The organism is Chungangia koreensis (genome assembly GCF_042651785.1).
In the GTDB taxonomy this organism is placed as follows: Bacteria; Bacillota; Bacilli; order Bacillales_A; family Planococcaceae; genus Chungangia; species Chungangia koreensis.
The window spans coordinates 141,943-158,923 of sequence record NZ_JBHSEC010000001.1 but is presented as its reverse complement, the minus strand read 5'-3'; the positions used below and the strand labels follow the sequence as shown (position 1 = coordinate 158,923).

The 16,981-nt window shown below is 36.3% G+C and carries 17 protein-coding genes; 1 reads left to right on the top strand and 16 read right to left on the bottom strand.

Annotated elements, in window-relative coordinates:
- The 16 genes from ACFOZY_RS01040 to ACFOZY_RS00965 all read right to left on the bottom strand — a co-directional run bounded on the left by ACFOZY_RS01040 (position 1) and on the right by ACFOZY_RS00965 (position 16,051).
- On the bottom strand, positions 1-579 hold the full coding sequence (locus ACFOZY_RS01040; protein ID WP_378151316.1) for a restriction endonuclease subunit S: 579 nt from the start codon (positions 577-579) through the stop codon (positions 1-3).
- Between the two features lie 774 nt (positions 580-1,353).
- Positions 1,354-1,563, bottom strand: a complete 210-nt coding sequence (locus ACFOZY_RS01035) for a hypothetical protein (protein ID WP_378151314.1) — start codon at positions 1,561-1,563, stop codon at positions 1,354-1,356.
- Between the two features lie 119 nt (positions 1,564-1,682).
- Positions 1,683-3,461, bottom strand: coding sequence for a DUF262 domain-containing protein (locus ACFOZY_RS01030; RefSeq protein WP_378151312.1), 1,779 nt, complete (start codon positions 3,459-3,461; stop codon positions 1,683-1,685).
- A 3-nt stretch (positions 3,462-3,464) separates the two neighbouring features.
- Positions 3,465-4,763 (bottom strand): DUF262 domain-containing protein, encoded by a 1,299-nt coding sequence (locus ACFOZY_RS01025; RefSeq protein ID WP_378151310.1) that lies wholly within the window; start codon positions 4,761-4,763, stop codon positions 3,465-3,467.
- A 32-nt stretch (positions 4,764-4,795) separates the two neighbouring features.
- Positions 4,796-5,071 (bottom strand): hypothetical protein, encoded by a 276-nt coding sequence (locus ACFOZY_RS01020; protein WP_378151308.1) that lies wholly within the window; start codon positions 5,069-5,071, stop codon positions 4,796-4,798.
- Between the two features lie 118 nt (positions 5,072-5,189).
- Positions 5,190-7,808, bottom strand: coding sequence for a DEAD/DEAH box helicase (locus ACFOZY_RS01015; protein ID WP_378151306.1), 2,619 nt, complete (start codon positions 7,806-7,808; stop codon positions 5,190-5,192).
- Positions 7,768-9,030: a hypothetical protein gene (locus tag ACFOZY_RS01010; RefSeq protein WP_378151304.1), complete on the bottom strand. Its 1,263-nt coding sequence runs from the start codon at positions 9,028-9,030 to the stop codon at positions 7,768-7,770. Before ACFOZY_RS01010 ends, ACFOZY_RS01015 begins: the two co-directional genes overlap by 41 nt.
- Positions 9,027-9,701, bottom strand: a complete 675-nt coding sequence (locus tag ACFOZY_RS01005) for an OmpA/MotB family protein (protein ID WP_378151302.1) — start codon at positions 9,699-9,701, stop codon at positions 9,027-9,029. The genes ACFOZY_RS01010 and ACFOZY_RS01005 overlap by 4 nt, the downstream gene beginning before the upstream one ends.
- Entirely contained in the window at positions 9,698-11,632 is a 1,935-nt protein-coding gene (locus tag ACFOZY_RS01000) for a MotA/TolQ/ExbB proton channel family protein (protein WP_378151300.1), read from the bottom strand. Before ACFOZY_RS01000 ends, ACFOZY_RS01005 begins: the two co-directional genes overlap by 4 nt.
- A gap of 162 nt (positions 11,633-11,794) precedes the next feature.
- On the bottom strand, positions 11,795-12,793 hold the full coding sequence (locus tag ACFOZY_RS00995; protein WP_378151298.1) for an HNH endonuclease domain-containing protein: 999 nt from the start codon (positions 12,791-12,793) through the stop codon (positions 11,795-11,797).
- Positions 12,783-13,112 (bottom strand): pyrophosphohydrolase domain-containing protein, encoded by a 330-nt coding sequence (locus ACFOZY_RS00990; RefSeq protein ID WP_378151296.1) that lies wholly within the window; start codon positions 13,110-13,112, stop codon positions 12,783-12,785. The genes ACFOZY_RS00995 and ACFOZY_RS00990 overlap by 11 nt, the downstream gene beginning before the upstream one ends.
- 155 nt (positions 13,113-13,267) lie before the next feature.
- Positions 13,268-13,483: a hypothetical protein gene (locus ACFOZY_RS00985; RefSeq protein ID WP_378151294.1), complete on the bottom strand. Its 216-nt coding sequence runs from the start codon at positions 13,481-13,483 to the stop codon at positions 13,268-13,270.
- Between the two features lie 15 nt (positions 13,484-13,498).
- A complete protein-coding gene (locus ACFOZY_RS00980; protein ID WP_378151292.1) occupies positions 13,499-13,750 on the bottom strand; it encodes a hypothetical protein in 252 nt (83 codons plus the stop codon).
- 232 nt (positions 13,751-13,982) lie between these two features.
- Positions 13,983-14,327 carry a hypothetical protein gene (locus ACFOZY_RS00975; protein WP_378151290.1) on the bottom strand — a complete coding sequence of 115 codons (345 nt, stop codon included), beginning with the start codon at positions 14,325-14,327 and terminating at the stop codon, positions 13,983-13,985.
- Positions 14,328-14,450: 123 nt separating this feature from the next.
- Positions 14,451-15,158: a DNA alkylation repair protein gene (locus ACFOZY_RS00970; protein WP_378151287.1), complete on the bottom strand. Its 708-nt coding sequence runs from the start codon at positions 15,156-15,158 to the stop codon at positions 14,451-14,453.
- A gap of 140 nt (positions 15,159-15,298) precedes the next feature.
- Complete coding sequence (locus ACFOZY_RS00965) at positions 15,299-16,051, bottom strand: hypothetical protein (protein WP_378151285.1); 753 nt, start codon at positions 16,049-16,051, stop codon at positions 15,299-15,301.
- Between the two features lie 192 nt (positions 16,052-16,243).
- On the opposite strand from ACFOZY_RS00965, the gene ACFOZY_RS00960 reads away from it, so the two are divergent.
- A complete protein-coding gene (locus ACFOZY_RS00960) occupies positions 16,244-16,972 on the top strand; it encodes a hypothetical protein (RefSeq protein ID WP_378151283.1) in 729 nt (242 codons plus the stop codon).
- The last annotated feature ends 9 nt before the right edge of the window (positions 16,973-16,981 follow it).

The following is a 16,981-nucleotide window of genomic DNA, read 5'->3' as shown; positions in this document are numbered from 1 at the left end:
TTATTTCCCCTTTAAGCTTTCTTCTATTATTGAGCCCGTAAACTGTTCAATCAAGTCCGCATACTTTTTTAAGTTACTTTGCAACTTCAATGTTTCTGCGTATATAGCGCCTATTTTCTTCTGTTCCTTAAGAGGAACAACAGGAACGACAATTTCCCCCAGGGCGCGAAGTGGAATTCTTAGAGCAGGGCCACTCCCTTGTAACTCCCTTTCTTTTTGTCGCTTCACTTCTTTGTAATAATTAAACAAGTAAAGAAAATATTTTTTATCAAGTTGTTCGCCATCAAACTGTATTTTTGTAAAGTTGAGGGACAACACTTTACCAACATTATTTTTACTGACAATTGTCGCAAGCTGTAATGAGTTACTGATAACAACATCACCTTCATTTAACGATAGGTTATTTTGAGATATAGATTTTGACTCTTCTTCAATTACTATGTCCTCATGATTATAATCAGCTTCAAAAGACGACTGATCATAATAATTTATTACTTGGGTCCCAAACTGTTTTTGCGCCCTTGTTGGATTTATACCTGGAACAAATGTTACGAACTCCTTCAATCCTTTTTTCTCCAAATAAATCACCTCCAAATTGTAGATAACATCTTTTGAAATATTTCTATATTACATATTAAAACAGCTCGTATTTGTCTTGTCAACGATTAAATGTAATATTTTTATATTTCATTTTCGACTCAAGGGAATTCGTCGGAAACTATTCTACAAACTAATTATTTCACTCCTCAACAAAAGAGTTCTCCTATCGCCAAATTGCAAAACCATTTTTGTAAACCCCTCTTTTTAACTAAGTCATTCTGTCTCCACAGATGGCTTCAAACATAAAACCGCACACATCAAAATCAAATCCAACAGTTTCTAAAACAGAAAAGCCCTTGAAACCACCTCCATTTAGGTGGTTCCAAGGGTTTTACTCCAGCTGTGCGGCGGTCCTCATGTGAAGCATTTAGGCGAATCTATTCTTTATCACAAACATTATGGTGTCACATAAATTAGTAGCTGACAACTGCTCATCATTCAATCAAATATCCCTTATTTCCGCGTAAAAGTAAGACCCCCGGGGGTCAAAAAATCCCCCGAACCATTAGTCCGAGGGAATATAAAATACACTTCAATTTTCAATCATCAAATAATCAAATATCACCATACCACTTAGCCACATATATCGGTGAAGACCTACACCAATATCCACGTATAAGTGGATAGCTCCTCATAATAATCTTCACTATACATTGCAAAAACTATCTGTTCCCAGCCTTCGCGTATTATTGAAATTGTGCCACCATGTATATTAAATTTATTCTTACTTTATCGTGGTAATAGCAACCTTCTTTAATCATTACGTTTAGATTCTTCGATTTCCAAAGAGTAGAATGCTTGCCAGTTATCTTTGAAGATCTGATGGAATTCTCTTTGCGAAACAGGCTTTTTATTGTTTGGCGTTAATTGCACATAGGCTGTATAAGCTGCCGCTTGAATGCTCACGTGCTGATCATTTAATATGATATCTATTATTTCTTCGTCTCTCGATGTAAGATACATTTTTTCTTCCTCCAGTCTTTTTACTCTTAGTTTCCTTAAGGACATATCAAGTATAAATTATCCTCATGTCTTTGTTTTAAGATTCGGGTTATGACAGACACTTCTACTGAGCAAATATTCTAATCGTTCAATATTCTAAACATTTCTTCTTTATGTTTGCATGCTTTTTCTTCTGTCCATTTTCCATTATCGAGGTTGACTAATTCTTTCATAATCTTTAGTTTCAAACTTTGCTCGATAATACTTGGGTAAGAGCTGATTTTTCCTTCTGGTGGCAAATTAGAAAACTTTGAGTTTCCTGATACAGTAATTAATGAAAGGTTACCAAAACCATCAAGGTCATCCGATTCCCAACCTAAACCTTCAACTGGATTTTGGGGTTGGAAGTGTTCAACGGAGTTTCTAAATTGAAATTGCCAGTCATCACGCATTGGGGGAATAACTTCCTTACCTGAATAAGAATACCCTTTTTTATATAAAAGATAATCAAGGTAAGTAAATACGATTCTTTCAAAGCCAAATCCACTAGCATCCTCAAACTTCGATTCAATCACTTTTGTTTTACAGTAATCTTCAAGGATTTCAATGATGTTACATAACTCATTTTCTAATACCCCTGTTAAAACTATTGAAATCCAATGCATCGTCTTAGGTGATGTGTAGGTTATACGCAAGCAGGATTGCAATGTTCTTATTTGTTTATTATTCTGACTATTGTCATCACCGAAAGTACCTACATATTTAGGTTTATCACCTTTCGCATCACTATATTTCTCCAAACGTTGTAGCGACCATTTTCCAATTTCTTTATAATCTCTAGCATATTCACGCTTCAAAATATATTTATCAAACAATACTCGGCATTTCAGCATATGATATAAAAAGTTTTTTGCTCCACCAGCATCATTCCAAGCCCATGATAAATTATTTAAGAAATGTTTATCATCAAGTGTTGAATCTTCCTCTTCTAACTTATTAATTACAGCGTTTATCTGTAGTAAAAAATTGGGGAATGAAATAATTGATTCAAAACGTTCATTCTCAACTTCATCCTTACTTACTCCATTATTAATGAGTTTCTTATTTTTTAGAATTTCAATTAAAGGGGCTGAATTTCTGTCTTCATCATCTTTCGGAATACATTCACTAATTGAATCAAAATCTACAATATTATCTTTGATACTAGTCCAATCATTTGTAAAAAGGGACTTCCTAATCTTAGGATCAAAATTCATTTGGATATATGAGTCCATGTTAGAGCATTTCTCCCAAATCAATGCTGCAGTTTTTTTATCGTGATCTGTATCCAATACTTCTAAAAACTTTGCTTTTGCTATTTCATGAAGTTCAAGTTGCTCACCACGAGTATTCATGATTTCAAAATAATGATTTAAATCTATACCTTGTGGAACCTGCACACGTACAAGAAAAACCTTTTCTAGTTTTTTAATTAATTCATTTTTGTCTATATTATTCGTTTTGAAATAAGTATCAATAATTTGATACCCTTTTAAGATTTCTACAGAGACTAATTCCTCCATTAATTCACGATTGTTGTCTTTAGTTAACATGTAAAGAGTGCGGTTTGATTTTTCACGCGCCTCAAATCTCAACGCATCCTTCGCAAAATTCATGCCAAGATAATTTTCTAATAGAAATAATGTCGTCAATCTTTGTTGTCCATCTATTACTTCATAAACATTATTATCAGTTTGATTAACAATTAGATTTCCAAGAAAATAGTTTTTATTATAGTCTTTAATTGAACTATCAATATCTTCTATAAGTTGTTCAATTTCCATTACTCCCCAAGCATAGTTACGTTGATAAATCGGAACTACATAACGAATATTAGTAAAAATACTCGATGCCGGTATGATTTTTAAATTTTTATCCATCTCCTACCACCTATTCCATTTGCAAAGTAAATCATACACAGCTTTGTACTTCTCTTTATTTTTATTCTCAATTTTGGGTTGCTCCAAAACAATAAGTTTTAATTCTTCTCCATTGCTCATTTCACTAATTTCCGAAAACAAACGTAATCCATAGTTTACACGTTCATGTTCTCCTCGTGCATACTTATTAATTGTCTGTGGATAGACAGCATCCATAATCAGACGCAAAGAATAACACCAAGTATATAGTTGCTGCATCACAACTTTCGATAAGTTTTCAATACCAAAGCGGTCAGCAAAAAACAATAACGCACATTCATATAATTGTTTGATATAAATATCCCCAGTACGTCTACTTGGAATTTGTTCATTCGTGTGAACTTTATGTATTAATTTTTGTACTTGCTCAAGCAGATTAATATAATGGAGAGTGTAATTAAAAAATCGCTTTCCTGCCATAAGTGGTTGTGTTAATAGAAATTGATTTAATGCTCTATATGCAAGGAGTTCACTACTTCCATTTGCATTAAATTGTTCTACGAAAAGGTTACTTGCTTTATGATAAATCGCATAATTAAATACATTTGTGGTTTTAATCCCTTTGAACACATCGATTTTAATAGTCGAATAGCCCAGACCATTCTTTCCTTTATACCATTGAGTCAATGGATAAAGATATATTTTAAATAAGTCATTTAAATCATCCTGGTTCAAATTTTCCCATTGGTTGATAATCCTTGTTTTTTGATGTTCCTCTTCATCATCCATCTCGCGTAAATGATATGACTTTAATAAATCATGTGGATCTAACTCTTTGCCACGTGAATTTTGTGAATCAAAGAATTGAAAGGCCTCTTGCTCGCTGTCTGTGACAATTTGAACTGCACTACAATGTTCAAGTATATATTCTTTGTACTTACTTCGCTCATCTGCCGAAAGTTCGTTTATCCGCTTATAAAGGATTTCAAAATTGGTCACTATTACATCATTAGATAGTTGATTATATTTTTCTCGTAATAACCCCTGATTCTCTTCACCTAAACAGTATAGAAGAATTGAAAGAGTTGTCAGTCGTTGTTGGCCATCGACAATATTGTATTTTTCATTTTCTTTATGTAAAATTACTGAGCCAATTCTATATTCTTGTATACCTTCTTGGTATGCACGATAAGTATCAAGAAAAAGGTTATTGGTAGATTTCACACTCCAACTATACGGACGTTGATATGATGGTAAAGCTAATTTCATTTCAAGTAATTCATAAATCTTTTTAATTTTTAATTCCTCTTGAAGTAGAGCCATTTTTCTATCCCCCTAACTACTTAGCGGCTCTTTTATTTTATTTCTATTTCAAATTTAATAGAATCCAGTTTGTCGTTTATATCTGATATTGAATTGTATAAACCAACACCCGAAATGTCATTAAGTTTATCAGTTACTTCATCTAACTTGTCAGCAACATCTGACACAGAGTTGTAAAGTCCATTACCTTTAAGTGAAGCTATTTCATTATTAATGTGACTTAACTCAATACCTATAGAATTAAGTTCCATTTCAATCCCATCAAATTTGTTTAGCATTTGTCTTAACAAGTATATAATTTCTTCCATTCTGATTTCCTCCTAAAATTTTTGTATCAGTATTGATTACCTTAAATCCACATGAAACGAGAAATATCCAAAATATACGGTTTATGCATTCCTTGAACTTAAAATGAATTGCTTAAACTTAATTCTGTTTTGAAAAAGCTTCTGCTACTTGTTGCTGCAGTGTTGATGTATCAAATGGGATTATGACATTATTAGCAAGATCGGATTTAACCGAAAGCATTTCATGCATGATTTCTTCAACAGTTCCCCTTGGGAAGTTTCGTGGATCTTGAGTGATAATTTGGTAAACAAATACTTCTTTTTGCTGACCAATTCTGTACGCACGGTCAGTCGCTTGGTTTTCGACGGCTGGATTCCACCATCTTGTATAGTGAATGACATGATTGGCACTTGTGATAGTCAAACCAACGCCGGCTGCTTTAGGTGATAATAAAATAACTGCGAAACCAGCTGTTTTATTAAACCTGTCTACGACTTCTGGACGGTTTTTGGTATCTCCATCAATGACAGGTACTGATATGCCGAATTTTAGTGCAATTTCCCGTTTTAAGATCGCATGAATCTTTCGAAACTCAGTAAAGATTAGAACCTTTTCATTCTTTTTCTTAATATCTTCTAACAAACTCAATACTTCTTTCAACTTTGGAGCGTCATTGATTGAAAGATGTTCATTTACGTGTTCAAATATCCCTGGATGAGCATACATTTGGCGTAAGTTAGTTAAGACATTTAGAACATTTGCCTTCCCGGATTTCACATTAACCATCATACTGTGAGCAAGTTGTTGCTGTACTGTAGATGCTTGAACATATTTGGGTGGCAATAAATGTTTCGCTGGCAACTTATCCTTCAATACTTCATCCTTTGTCCTACGAAGATAATATGGTTTCAATAGTTCCATCAGTTCATCATAATTCTCAGATTTGATATACTTTCTCCTAAATTCACTAAGAGCACTCATTGCACCAGGTTGGACAAAATCCATAATAGTCCACAACTCTTCTAAGCTGTTTTCCACTGGAGTCCCTGTCATCGCTAAACGGAAATCCCCTTTCATAGCTCTAATCGCTCTGGATCTTTGGCTACTATGTGATTTCACATTTTGTGCTTCATCGGCAATGATATTCTTGAAATGGATTTGTCCAAAGAGTAGTTGGTCTATTTTCAACGTATCATAGCTGGTGAATATTAGTTCGAAATTTTCCAACTTACTCACATTTTTTATTCTGCCTCCACCTTGGTGGACATAGATGCTATTTTTTAATTCAGGAGCAAACTTACTTATCTCATTTACCCAGTTTTCTATAAGTGCAATTGGAAGAACAATCAAGGATGGTTTAAGGCTATTTCTTTGACGTTGACGTAGCAAGAACGTAATTACTTGTATCGTCTTCCCAAGACCCATATCGTCTGCCAACAATCCCCCTACGCCGTTTTCCTCAAGTGAGCAAATCCAACTATAACCTTCTTTTTGGTGATCAAATAAATCAGCTTTTAGCTGCGTTGGAATATCATATTCTTTAAATTTGCGTTTTTCGTTGCCAGCTTCTATATAGTCTAGTTTTTCTTCATTATCGAGAATATCCAATACTAACTTTGGTTGTTTCTCACTACCGCTATCATCAACTAGTCCTAATTGTTTCCGTAATGCCTTATCTACATAGATCCAACTGTTTTTGTAAGGGACAAAGTTTTTATCTGGATTTTTTGAAATGACTGTTTTTAACTCGTCTTCATCCACATCAAGTGATTCCCCAGTTTCATTATCAAACCAACCCCACTTCCCTTCTTTTTGCATCATTCTTGGCTTCTTAATCTCTATAAATCCTGTTACCCTATCAGAAAATTTTTCTAAGTCGAATACAAAATTGTGTTCTGGAAATAAAGAGTATGGGTTCTCAAAAAACTGAGGGATTTCGTGTCCTCTTAAGTACTTCTTTTTATGAATAAGCTCAAGATCAGCCTTAACTTCAGGACTCGATTGATACCTTTCTCGAGTCATTCCCTTTCTAATAGAGGAAACTCCCCCAGAAGAATTCAAATGCTCCGTAATAATCTCGTCTTCCCCCACAATTTTCAATTCCATCAAGTCACTATTATGAAGTTCAGGAACTACCTCATATTTATCAATATAGTGATAGTTCTCTCTTGTAAGGAAATCATCTAATTCTATGTTAGCTTTTCTTGCATACTCAGAAACTTTTGCGGTCTTTTCATACCCAGTGGAGAAATCGCTACTTAAGATTGCTTCATGAAGTAACCATACATCTTTAGGTAATACGAATTTCTCACTATTGATAAATACAAAGGGCATTTGAACATTGGCAATCTGCTTCAGCACTTCACCATTTTCATTACGTAGAGTCAGTTGGAATTCGGGGTTAGTAGCTGGGGTGTTAGAAATCTTTAAAATACCTTTTGGAGTAATATTTTTCGTAGGCAGTCCAAGTGTGTTTAATACATCAATTGTTTCTTCATCTTCTAACAGATCATAATATTGTTCTAACGGCAATAATTGATCTTCATCAATTAGTCCAATTTCATACAATTGTTCATAAGCTAAGTAAGCGTCAAAACCATGCCATTGAAACCTTTCTCGGAAATCCGTATCAGAAAAAGGCACAGGAAGAGACACTTCACTGTTTCTCTCCTTTTTAGTGAAAGAAAAGTGAATGTCACTTCCAACTATAGTAAAGTTACAATGTAAAGAAGTTCTCGTTCTTCCGAAGAATCTCATCTTTATTTACCTCCCAATTCAGGGAATATCTTAAGAAACGATCGAATTTAAATTTCCAATCACCCGAATGTGTCAACCATCCGTTTTTTACAACAGCATCTTTATCCATCAACATACTTCTGGTAAGTTTTACTGTTATATATGACATATTCAATATCTCTGCTCGTTCCACCGCTTCTAAATATTTATCGATTCGTTGGCCCCATCTGTTTTGAAAATAGATTTTTTCATAAACATAAGCCGCCCCAGTACCTAAAATCTCCATGATTACAACATCTGAAAAATAAAATAGTACCGTTTGCTCCTTTTTCAATACTACTGCATCTTCCATTTTCGGTATAAACTTTTCCCAATATCCAAACCTTTCATGATCCTTATTCAAGTGAAGGAAAAATTCCCGGATATTTTGCCTTAAGACCCATTGGTGAAAAGCTTTCTTTAACCTTGTTTCTACCTCGGACCATAACATTGATTTTCTTATGTATGTCCCCATTTTCTCATAAATCTTCCGGCTAATATCGTCTAATTCATTTAACAAACCAGTTCTTATGAAACCAGCAGCCAGCTTTTGCATAGTGATATTGTCTGCATTCTCGAAATACTTGAGAAACAGTTGTTTCTCGCTTCGGAAGGTTTTCTTTGATCCGTTTTCAAAAAGTCGTAAGAGTACATCTTTATAAAATCGGTGCCCATTATTAATATAGAAGTCTTGAAAAACTTCTTCTGTGTCATTTTCATATTCTATTAAAACAGCCATTTTAGAAGCATAGTTATCCGGGGTATCAATAAACTTTTCCCACCTTAACAACTTTTCCTTACTCCAATTTCGAGTAATAGAATCTTTGTTTTTCTTGAAGGAGGTATTGGCAATCCACCAGTAGGGATTAAAGTCTCCAGTCCTGTAGCACATTTCTATGCAGTTCCTATACATCTGCCTTTTGTTTGCGCCTATTTCCAGCATGATTTTTAACATAGGTTTTTGGTTTTCTTGCTTCACTTCCTTGTATAGATAAGGGAGTAGTACAACATCACGGCTAGTTAGTGATTCTAACCAATTTTGAAACTCTTCAGTAGACTTTGTTTCAAGTACACTTAAAGCACCCCTCAACCTTTCAAGCCGATTCGAGATTTTTTCAGTGTTTTGATTATGATATGTTGGTTTGGACTTAATCTCTCTACGGACCCAATCCGTTAAACGTGTTGGCCGATATTCATATTTCATTGCTCATTCACCAACTTTTGTATTTCTTCCATCCTTTCTTCTTCTTTAAGACGGAAAAGAAATTCTACCCGTCTTGAATTCTCAGGACTGTAACTGCCATCCTCTTTAAGGATGGGTACTGTATAACTTCTTCCATTAGCAGTTACATATTGTTGAGAAAGCTCTTTCTCGGGAAAAGAAGGGAAGTCTGAACCATATATAGTTTTCACTACCGAAAATGCTCTATTCTGTGATAAATTGAGGTTATAAATATAAGACCCATCTTTATCGGTATGGCCTTCGATTATTATGTTAGAAATTTCATCTTTGTATTTCTCTTGTAGGATTATACTAAAGTACTTCGGAACAAACTCTTCTAAAAATTGTTTACCAGTAGGAGAAATATCAGACGAATTGTATTCATATAAAATACTTCCTGGAAAACGGATAGCACCTGTTTGTCTATCCACTTCAATCTTGACATTAGAACCCTCAAACTCAGCTGCCAAAGCGGCAATGATATCATTTTTCACATTCGTGACAGCATCAATTTGTTTTTGTTTCTCTGCCAAGTCTTCACGATAATCCAGAATTACAATTGTTATTAATAACACAAACGCCATTAGCATCGCACTCATCAAGTCAGAATATGACATCCAGTAGTTTACTTCAGAGCGTTTTCGAGATCTCATACCCCAGCGCCTGCCTTATCTTGATGAAGAACTTTAAGCAACCTTTCCATTGCCTCTGTCATTTCCTCTTGGGTCTCTAAATATGTATCACTCATACCTTTAAAGTGGCCAACGACCTCAACAAGTTCTTTGTCAAACAATTGGAATGTTTTCGTAACTCCATTTTCAATATTAACGCTAAATTCTTTTAAAGAATTGCCCAGTTGTTGTCTCGTTTCTTCAAAGTCAGAAGATACATTACTCCAGTGTCCTTTAGTCTCTTCAAGTTGATTCTTCATTTCCATTAGGTTACTTTCAGACAATCTCACAAATTCGCTAATTTGAGCTGAAGTTTCCTCATTCCAAGTTGAAAGTTCTGGTATCAACTCTTGTTGAAGGATCTGCATATTTTGCAACCCATCTGTAAGGCTTTCAATTGTCCCGATAGAATCTTGCAGTTGTTGAGATATTGGTTTTATAACCTCAATAGATTGTTTAATATTTTCAACAAGTACCGCGGTTTCAGAAGTAGACATCAATTGTTTTTCAGTTGAATTTGCTAATTCAGATGCAAGTCTTTCAAATCGATTAGATACCGAATCAGCTTTTTCAAGCATATTTTCAAATACGTCTTTTTGCATCTGTTCAAGATCCTTACCAAACTTTATAAATCCATCTACAAGTTCTTCGGACTTAAACATAAACTGCTGATTTTGCTCCATTAACGCTTGTTGAACAGGCAGTTGGGAAGTATGTATCATTTGCATTTCCTTTAGAGCAGACGATAGACCTTCAAGATTGCTGAAAGACTCTTGATACGAAGATTGAGTTGACTTTACTTCATTTGATAGCGTTGAGAAAGTCTCTAACATTTTCTCTGTATTACCAAAGAGCTGCTCTTGCCTTGATGAAGCTTGTTCAAACTGATCTACTACTTGTTGAACCGAAGATAGCATGTCTGATTGCGACTGTTTCGAGACCGCCATTACTTCAATAAACTGGTCTATTGAATCTTTTGTGCCAGCTGTTATACCTTCAATAAGCTTTTGAGAAACATCGTTTGTTTGATTCTTAAATAATTCAAGATGTTCTTTTGAGGTGTCAGACTGTTCTTTCATTTGTAAGTTCAACTCGTCAAATCTACCAGTCAACGCTTGATTCCCCTGATTGACCGTCTGAACAAAAGGTTGCATAACATGTTCAAGTGCATCTGTTAGTATTGTTTTCATTTGATCTGATTGTTGTTGTGTGATCTTTTCTAAACGATTTAAAAATATCTCTTCGTCGTCAGCATTTAAGAGAAGATTAAGTTCGTTTGAATGCCAGTCAATTTTTTTATCTATCTTTGAAGTAATAAATCTATCAATGAAGGTCCATAGTACTGATAAAACCAGACCAAATACAGATGTATAAAAAGCCACTTTCATACCACTTATAAGGCCTGTAACACCTTCTCTTAACAACTCAGGATCAATAGTATTTAATCCTGATAATCCCATTGAAAGGCCAAGGAATGTTCCAAGCACACCTAAGGAAACATGTAGTCCCCCACCCAAGTCTAAGATTTGACGGCGTCCAATCGTTCCATACATTACATCTAATCCAAAAAAAGGTTCAATGCGAATTCTCTCATCTACATCTTTTGTCTTTATGCGATCATAGTACTTATCCCACTGTTTTCGATAAGTAGATGATTTACTAATGGATTGAAAGATTTCATTAATATTCTGGTTTAAAGAATCGGAGCTTGCTTTGCTATGTTCAAGCTTTTCTAACTCTTTTTTCACTTTTTCCATTACTTTTGATTCATTATATGTAAACACTAAATGAAGAACTAATAATCCAGTAAATATTAACAACTGGCCTAATAAGTAATATCCAGTAAAAGACCCTAATGAAATTTTTTGAAAGGTTTGAAACACACTTTCGAAAATTGGATATAAGAAATCCATTTATGCACACCTACTCCTAAAAAATATGTTAATTATTCTTATTTTATCAGCTTATACTTTCTATATATAGAAGTATTTTCAATTCACTGGAGATTTGTTAGGCCTATAAACATCTATCTTGTGCCCTATAAAAAGAAGCAATAGCCCTTATTAGCTATTGCTTCACTTTAAATATCTCCTCGGAACCCAAATATCTGTATATCCATTTTCTTGAGAGTAGGTATATAACTCATTCAATTTCTGTTCTGAATATACCTTCATATCTAATCTCTTTATTAGTTCGTCGTTGTTAAGAAGAATGCCATTTCGATCAATTAAAGCTTCCAAATACATCGAGTTAGCCAACTTATCACTTTTCGACATATTGCAGGTTGGACATGAAATAACCAAATTCCATAACTGATCCGACTGAACAAAACTCCAAGGAATGAAGTGATCAACATGTGTTTGTTCCTTTTTCTTAATCTCCTTGCCACAATAGAAACACGTTCCATCAAATAATGACGAAAGTATTTGGTAAAAAGAATCCAACGACGAGCGTTTCGAGACATTTTCTACTTTTGTTAGAAGGGCTTGGGTGTCCCCTGCTTCATTAAACTTCTCCATAAATAGTGCAAGATGATAGTTGGAGAGGTATTTTAATACTCGTTGATACCTTTGAAAAAAGGAGTAGAATGATGGGTTAAATTGAAGCATTTCCTGTTTATTATCAAAGTCATAAATTGTCCCTTGTGTATCCCCGTAAATAGCTCCCATAACATTGAGCTTGCATTTTTGTTTTACCTTCTTGACGATTGCTACCTGAAGTTCGTCCGAGAGTCTGTCAAAAACGACACTGTTCGGTATCTGGTATTGCTCCTGAAAACCTGTGAGTATTGTTTGTACTTCTGCCTTTCTATGGGGCATATTGATTTGGTGTAGTCCATGGTGGATCACCAAATTCCAATAGATTTTGGTAAAGCTGTAGAAGAGTGTGTCGTAATTCAGTTCAAGCTTATTGTTTACGTAATAGAGATTCTCTATTAAGGATTTCATTAACACAAATTTATAGGTGGTGGAGTTCTTGGATTTCGCAGAGAAGATATAGTTAAAATGCCCCCAAATGTCCTTGTCTGATAGATAGGTTGCTGTCATTTCACCTACTTGTAGCTTATGACTCATCGTGAACCTCGACTAAGTAGATCTTCTCTTCAAACCCTCCACGCTTTTGTGCTTTTTCCACTCTCACCTTTTCAACTTCTTCAATTGTCGAGCCATGTGTTACAGCCAAAGCATGAATAAGCTCCATAACATCTGCCAACTCTTCAATTGCTTCGTCATTACTCATCGCGTTCAAGTATTCTTCTACTTCTTCTGAAAGTTTCTTTCTTAATTCTTCCTTGTACTCAGTTTCATCTAAGACCCTACTACTATAAGTACTTCCGCTCTTTTCAATAATTTCAGGAATCCGATCACGGACTAATTTGTTGTAGATTGGCATTGCTCCCACCCCTAAGATGATTTCTAATATTAGTATATCGCACTTAATTTGATAAAAATATCCATTATTACGAAACGCCCGGCTCTCTCGATGAGAGCCGAGCGTCATAATTATGTATTGAATTTTTTCACAGTCTCCTTAAGCATTTATGACTTTTAGGTCTGTTTCCTATTTCCAATTGCATAAGACAATGCTCCGATGATGGTTCCAAATCCTAGTCCGAATCCATAGCCTGCAATTTTAAGGAAGGTGTTGTCGATCATCATGCCAATTAAACTTAACAGTGCACCGCCCAACAATCCGAAACTAATTCCATATGCGATATAGTTTCCTAATTTATTGTCCTTTTCAACGCTACGTTCTTCAGACATCACTTCTCCTCCCTCTTAATCATTTTGTCTATAATTAAACAGTAGTTGGATCACTGAAATTGCTACCCAAAGAAACACTACATAAATAAAACTTTCGAATAAAGAAAAACCTAATTCCATTACAACTTTTCCATAATCCTCAGCCTCTGAAAAGCGCGAAAACTGAATTTGATCGATTGCAAATAATCGCTGGTAGCTTAAGAATAAGAAAATGGATATCAGTAAAACCCAATAAACATTCGGCATCTTATATCCTTTAACAAGCATTTTAATCACACCCCATTATTATTCACTCTTTAAAGGAACTCACCACTATATTACCAATATTAGCCATATTTCCACACTAAGAAATCAATTAATACGAACTAAGTTCGAGGTCCTTAAAGCGGAAACACAGAGTGCACGAAGTGAAATTGAGGTATTAAGATACAGAAAGATTTATAAGTAACTTTTCTGCCCTCTAAATAGAGCTTCCGGCAAAAAACCGGAAGCTCTACTTTTATGATCGGTTTCTATTCAATCCGTTTCCTTCTTGATTGCCATTCATTGCGTCCGTGCCTGGCTCTTCTACGTTGCCATCAAGCTCCCCGTTATCTCCCGCTCCGTTCGTCCCGTTGTTGCCGTTCACTCCACCATTGTCGTTATTTTCAACGCCGTTACCATCAGTGGTGATATCTCCGACTTCCGGGATTCCCGGGTTGGCGTCTTCGTTCATATCTTCACGAACTTCCGGAGCCATTCGGTCGTTGTTGTCCCCGATTGCCCCATCATCGCCATTGTCGACATTTCCGCATCCCGTTAATGCCAATCCTAATATGCACAGTGAAATCGTCTTTTTCAACATTTACCTTACCTCCTTTCATTGCATATTCAAATTCCTGAACTATAGGTTGGCAAAAATGTCTGCGAACTATCCGACCTTGACCAAAACAAAAAAGCCGTCCATTTGTCATGGAACAGCTTTTTGTTAACATCTTACATATTTTCGTTTGGAGCCGATTCTTCCTCGGTCGATTTCTTTTTGAATGCTTTCGTAAGCGTTGAGAAGACTGCTTTTTTTGTTTTCACGTTTGACTTCCACTATGCCGACTTCTTTTGCAGTTTCGATTGCTTGTTCATGGAGTGGCAAGTAGGCATACCCAACTGTGAAGATGAAATTGTTCATAGATGCTTTCGCTCGTTCCGGGGAATCGTGAATGGTATTTTTCACAAGCTCGAGCATGTCGGCCAGTTTGCTTTCGGAAAATTCATGGTCTGGGCGATTTCCTAACAGCCAGCAGTAGCAGCTCCAGCCCGCCGACATCCTCAACTCTTCACCACTCGCAATCCATTGATCGGCCACATCTTGTGCAATGGGTGATTCAGATAACGTAACGGCCACTACATAGTCCGACAGCATATAAAAATAAGCGTCATCCATCCAACGATTAAAATCCGATTCGGTCATGCTTTTCGGGTCTGCGATGATGCCTGCAAAGTACATGGCATCGTAGTTGCCGGTCGCATACAATTCTTCCGCTAACGGTTGGTTAATTTTTATCTTCTTAGCAATCGGTTTCATGGCACCTGTTGCTACACCGAAAACCGGTTCATGCGCCCCGTTCGAAATATACATCTTTTTCAGTCGTTCCTTACCGAGTGCTTCCAACTCCTGCATCACAGTTTCGAAATCCATCTTCCCGCCTCCTTCTGCAATATGCTCTTGTTTTCATTTTACCATCAGCACGTTTGGGAGGGGATTCTTTCGATGATTGTGAGCAATTATTAAACAAAAATGTCCTCCATCGTTCTCTCAGCGAGAGTCCGTTAACGATTTTAATAATAGAACCCCGGCCACGGCTGTCCGTAATACGGAATCTGATGATAATTGAAGCTCCTTCTATTGTGGGATCTATTTTCATAAGTTTGAGGCATTAAATACGGGATTTCTTCCTCAAAATTTCCCGGGCGTTCAAATATGACTTGGGGACTGTTGGATTGGATGGCTCTGAGGATTTGATCTGGGGTCGCTCTGGTTGGGAACCTGCGAATATGACCTGGGGCCATGACGTTATGTGGGCTACCTTCGACGTGTGTTTGTATTCCCGGCGTGTTCAAGTCGGCGTCTACACGATCGATTGTATGTGAAAAATAGAAGGCGTGGCCCAATTCATGTGCAAGTGTATCCGGAGCAAATAAATTTGAAATGAAAATGACGTTCATGAATGTGGGGTTTTGGAATGTTGAGTCTGGCAACTTCCTTCTTTTTGTACACGCACGCCCAAATCCGAGGATCGAATCAGAACCAGTGTAGAACACGGCGATTGTACTCGGATCTGGACAATACGTTTTCTTCAATTGAAACAGTAATCGCTCGATGTCCGTATCGCCTCTGCCTTCGCAAGAAAAATCCCTACTCGTCAAATTATGAAAAACGGGATGATTGACTCTCATTTGGGTAATTTCAAAATCGAACCCCCATATTTCCCGCGCAATACGAAAATCCTCTTCCAACCGATTGTTCGCCATGTTCGCGCCAGGCAGTATGAACACATAAACCTTTGCATAATAACGAGGTGGTCTCCTCATATCTATCACGCCTTTCGTATTTTTCATCATCTAACTCCAAATTACTACCAAATACATAAATAGAGACTATAAATTATCCTATTCGCAAGAATTAGCTTCAGTTGGACGATTATTTATTTCTTTCGACAAAGTTCTTTAGTCAAGCCTGCGATTCATATGTTGGAATGGATATTCTTTTTGTGAGGGAGGCGTATGATGGAGGTTATCCGCTACAGTTCAGATCCCCTAAACACCGTAAAATATATTAAGGAGAATTTGGGGTTCATCGAAGACGTCACTGACTTTGAGGTGTACTCTCATGATGAGGACATTCCGGATGTGTACCGAAATGTTCCGGATGTGTATTTCATCAATCGGAGAAGGGAAGAACAGCCGAAGACGTATAAATTCATCTTGAGGAACCGTAAGCAGGAAGTGTGGTTAAGCGGTCCGACCTGCGGTTACGGCGGGATTGAGACGGAGGCAACCATCGAAATCCTGAAGCTGTTAGGTGTTAAGTACGATTATGAGAAGATTCCGAGAGAAAAGAAGATCGTTGAGCGAAATGTTTTGGTTCGCCATGATTTGAACTTACTCGTGTGCAGACGGGAGAATTGGGATTCCCCAAGGGAAAAGTTGTTCAAGGTGAAAATGTCATTTAAATCGGCAGAACGGAAATTCAAGGCGAAGTCAGCCCTGCGGCAAATCGGGGATTTTGAAACATTGGATGTGCTGATTAAATCGAGAATTTTCGACGAAGTCGATGCTTACTATTTCCGAGATCTCGATTACCCTACGGAACAGGAAACGGAACCATACGCTACGAATACGGTCTTTATCGTCAATCAGTTGTATTCAAAAGTCCCGACTGATTTAATACAGGAAATCATTGAAGACATGGCTAAACGCTACGCAGCAAAATACGAGTTTAAGTACAATTAACGAAATAAA

Bases quoted from the DNA above. Each gene is read 5' to 3' on its own strand.
- ACFOZY_RS01035 (WP_378151314.1), bottom strand. From the start codon at position 1,563: ATGTATCTTACATCGAGAGACGAAGAAATAATAGATATCATATTAAAT.
- ACFOZY_RS01030 (WP_378151312.1), bottom strand. From the start codon at position 3,461: ATGGATAAAAATTTAAAAATCATACCGGCATCGAGTATTTTTACTAAT.
- ACFOZY_RS01025 (WP_378151310.1), bottom strand. From the start codon at position 4,763: ATGGCTCTACTTCAAGAGGAATTAAAAATTAAAAAGATTTATGAATTA.
- ACFOZY_RS01020 (WP_378151308.1), bottom strand. From the start codon at position 5,071: ATGGAAGAAATTATATACTTGTTAAGACAAATGCTAAACAAATTTGAT.
- ACFOZY_RS01015 (WP_378151306.1), bottom strand. From the start codon at position 7,808: ATGAGATTCTTCGGAAGAACGAGAACTTCTTTACATTGTAACTTTACT.
- ACFOZY_RS01010 (WP_378151304.1), bottom strand. From the start codon at position 9,030: ATGAAATATGAATATCGGCCAACACGTTTAACGGATTGGGTCCGTAGA.
- ACFOZY_RS01005 (WP_378151302.1), bottom strand. From the start codon at position 9,701: ATGAGATCTCGAAAACGCTCTGAAGTAAACTACTGGATGTCATATTCT.
- ACFOZY_RS01000 (WP_378151300.1), bottom strand. From the start codon at position 11,632: ATGGATTTCTTATATCCAATTTTCGAAAGTGTGTTTCAAACCTTTCAA.
- ACFOZY_RS00995 (WP_378151298.1), bottom strand. From the start codon at position 12,793: ATGAGTCATAAGCTACAAGTAGGTGAAATGACAGCAACCTATCTATCA.
- ACFOZY_RS00990 (WP_378151296.1), bottom strand. From the start codon at position 13,112: ATGCCAATCTACAACAAATTAGTCCGTGATCGGATTCCTGAAATTATT.
- ACFOZY_RS00985 (WP_378151294.1), bottom strand. From the start codon at position 13,483: ATGTCTGAAGAACGTAGCGTTGAAAAGGACAATAAATTAGGAAACTAT.
- ACFOZY_RS00980 (WP_378151292.1), bottom strand. From the start codon at position 13,750: ATGCTTGTTAAAGGATATAAGATGCCGAATGTTTATTGGGTTTTACTG.
- ACFOZY_RS00975 (WP_378151290.1), bottom strand. From the start codon at position 14,327: ATGTTGAAAAAGACGATTTCACTGTGCATATTAGGATTGGCATTAACG.
- ACFOZY_RS00970 (WP_378151287.1), bottom strand. From the start codon at position 15,158: ATGGATTTCGAAACTGTGATGCAGGAGTTGGAAGCACTCGGTAAGGAA.
- ACFOZY_RS00965 (WP_378151285.1), bottom strand. From the start codon at position 16,051: ATGAGGAGACCACCTCGTTATTATGCAAAGGTTTATGTGTTCATACTG.
- ACFOZY_RS00960 (WP_378151283.1), top strand. From the start codon at position 16,244: ATGATGGAGGTTATCCGCTACAGTTCAGATCCCCTAAACACCGTAAAA.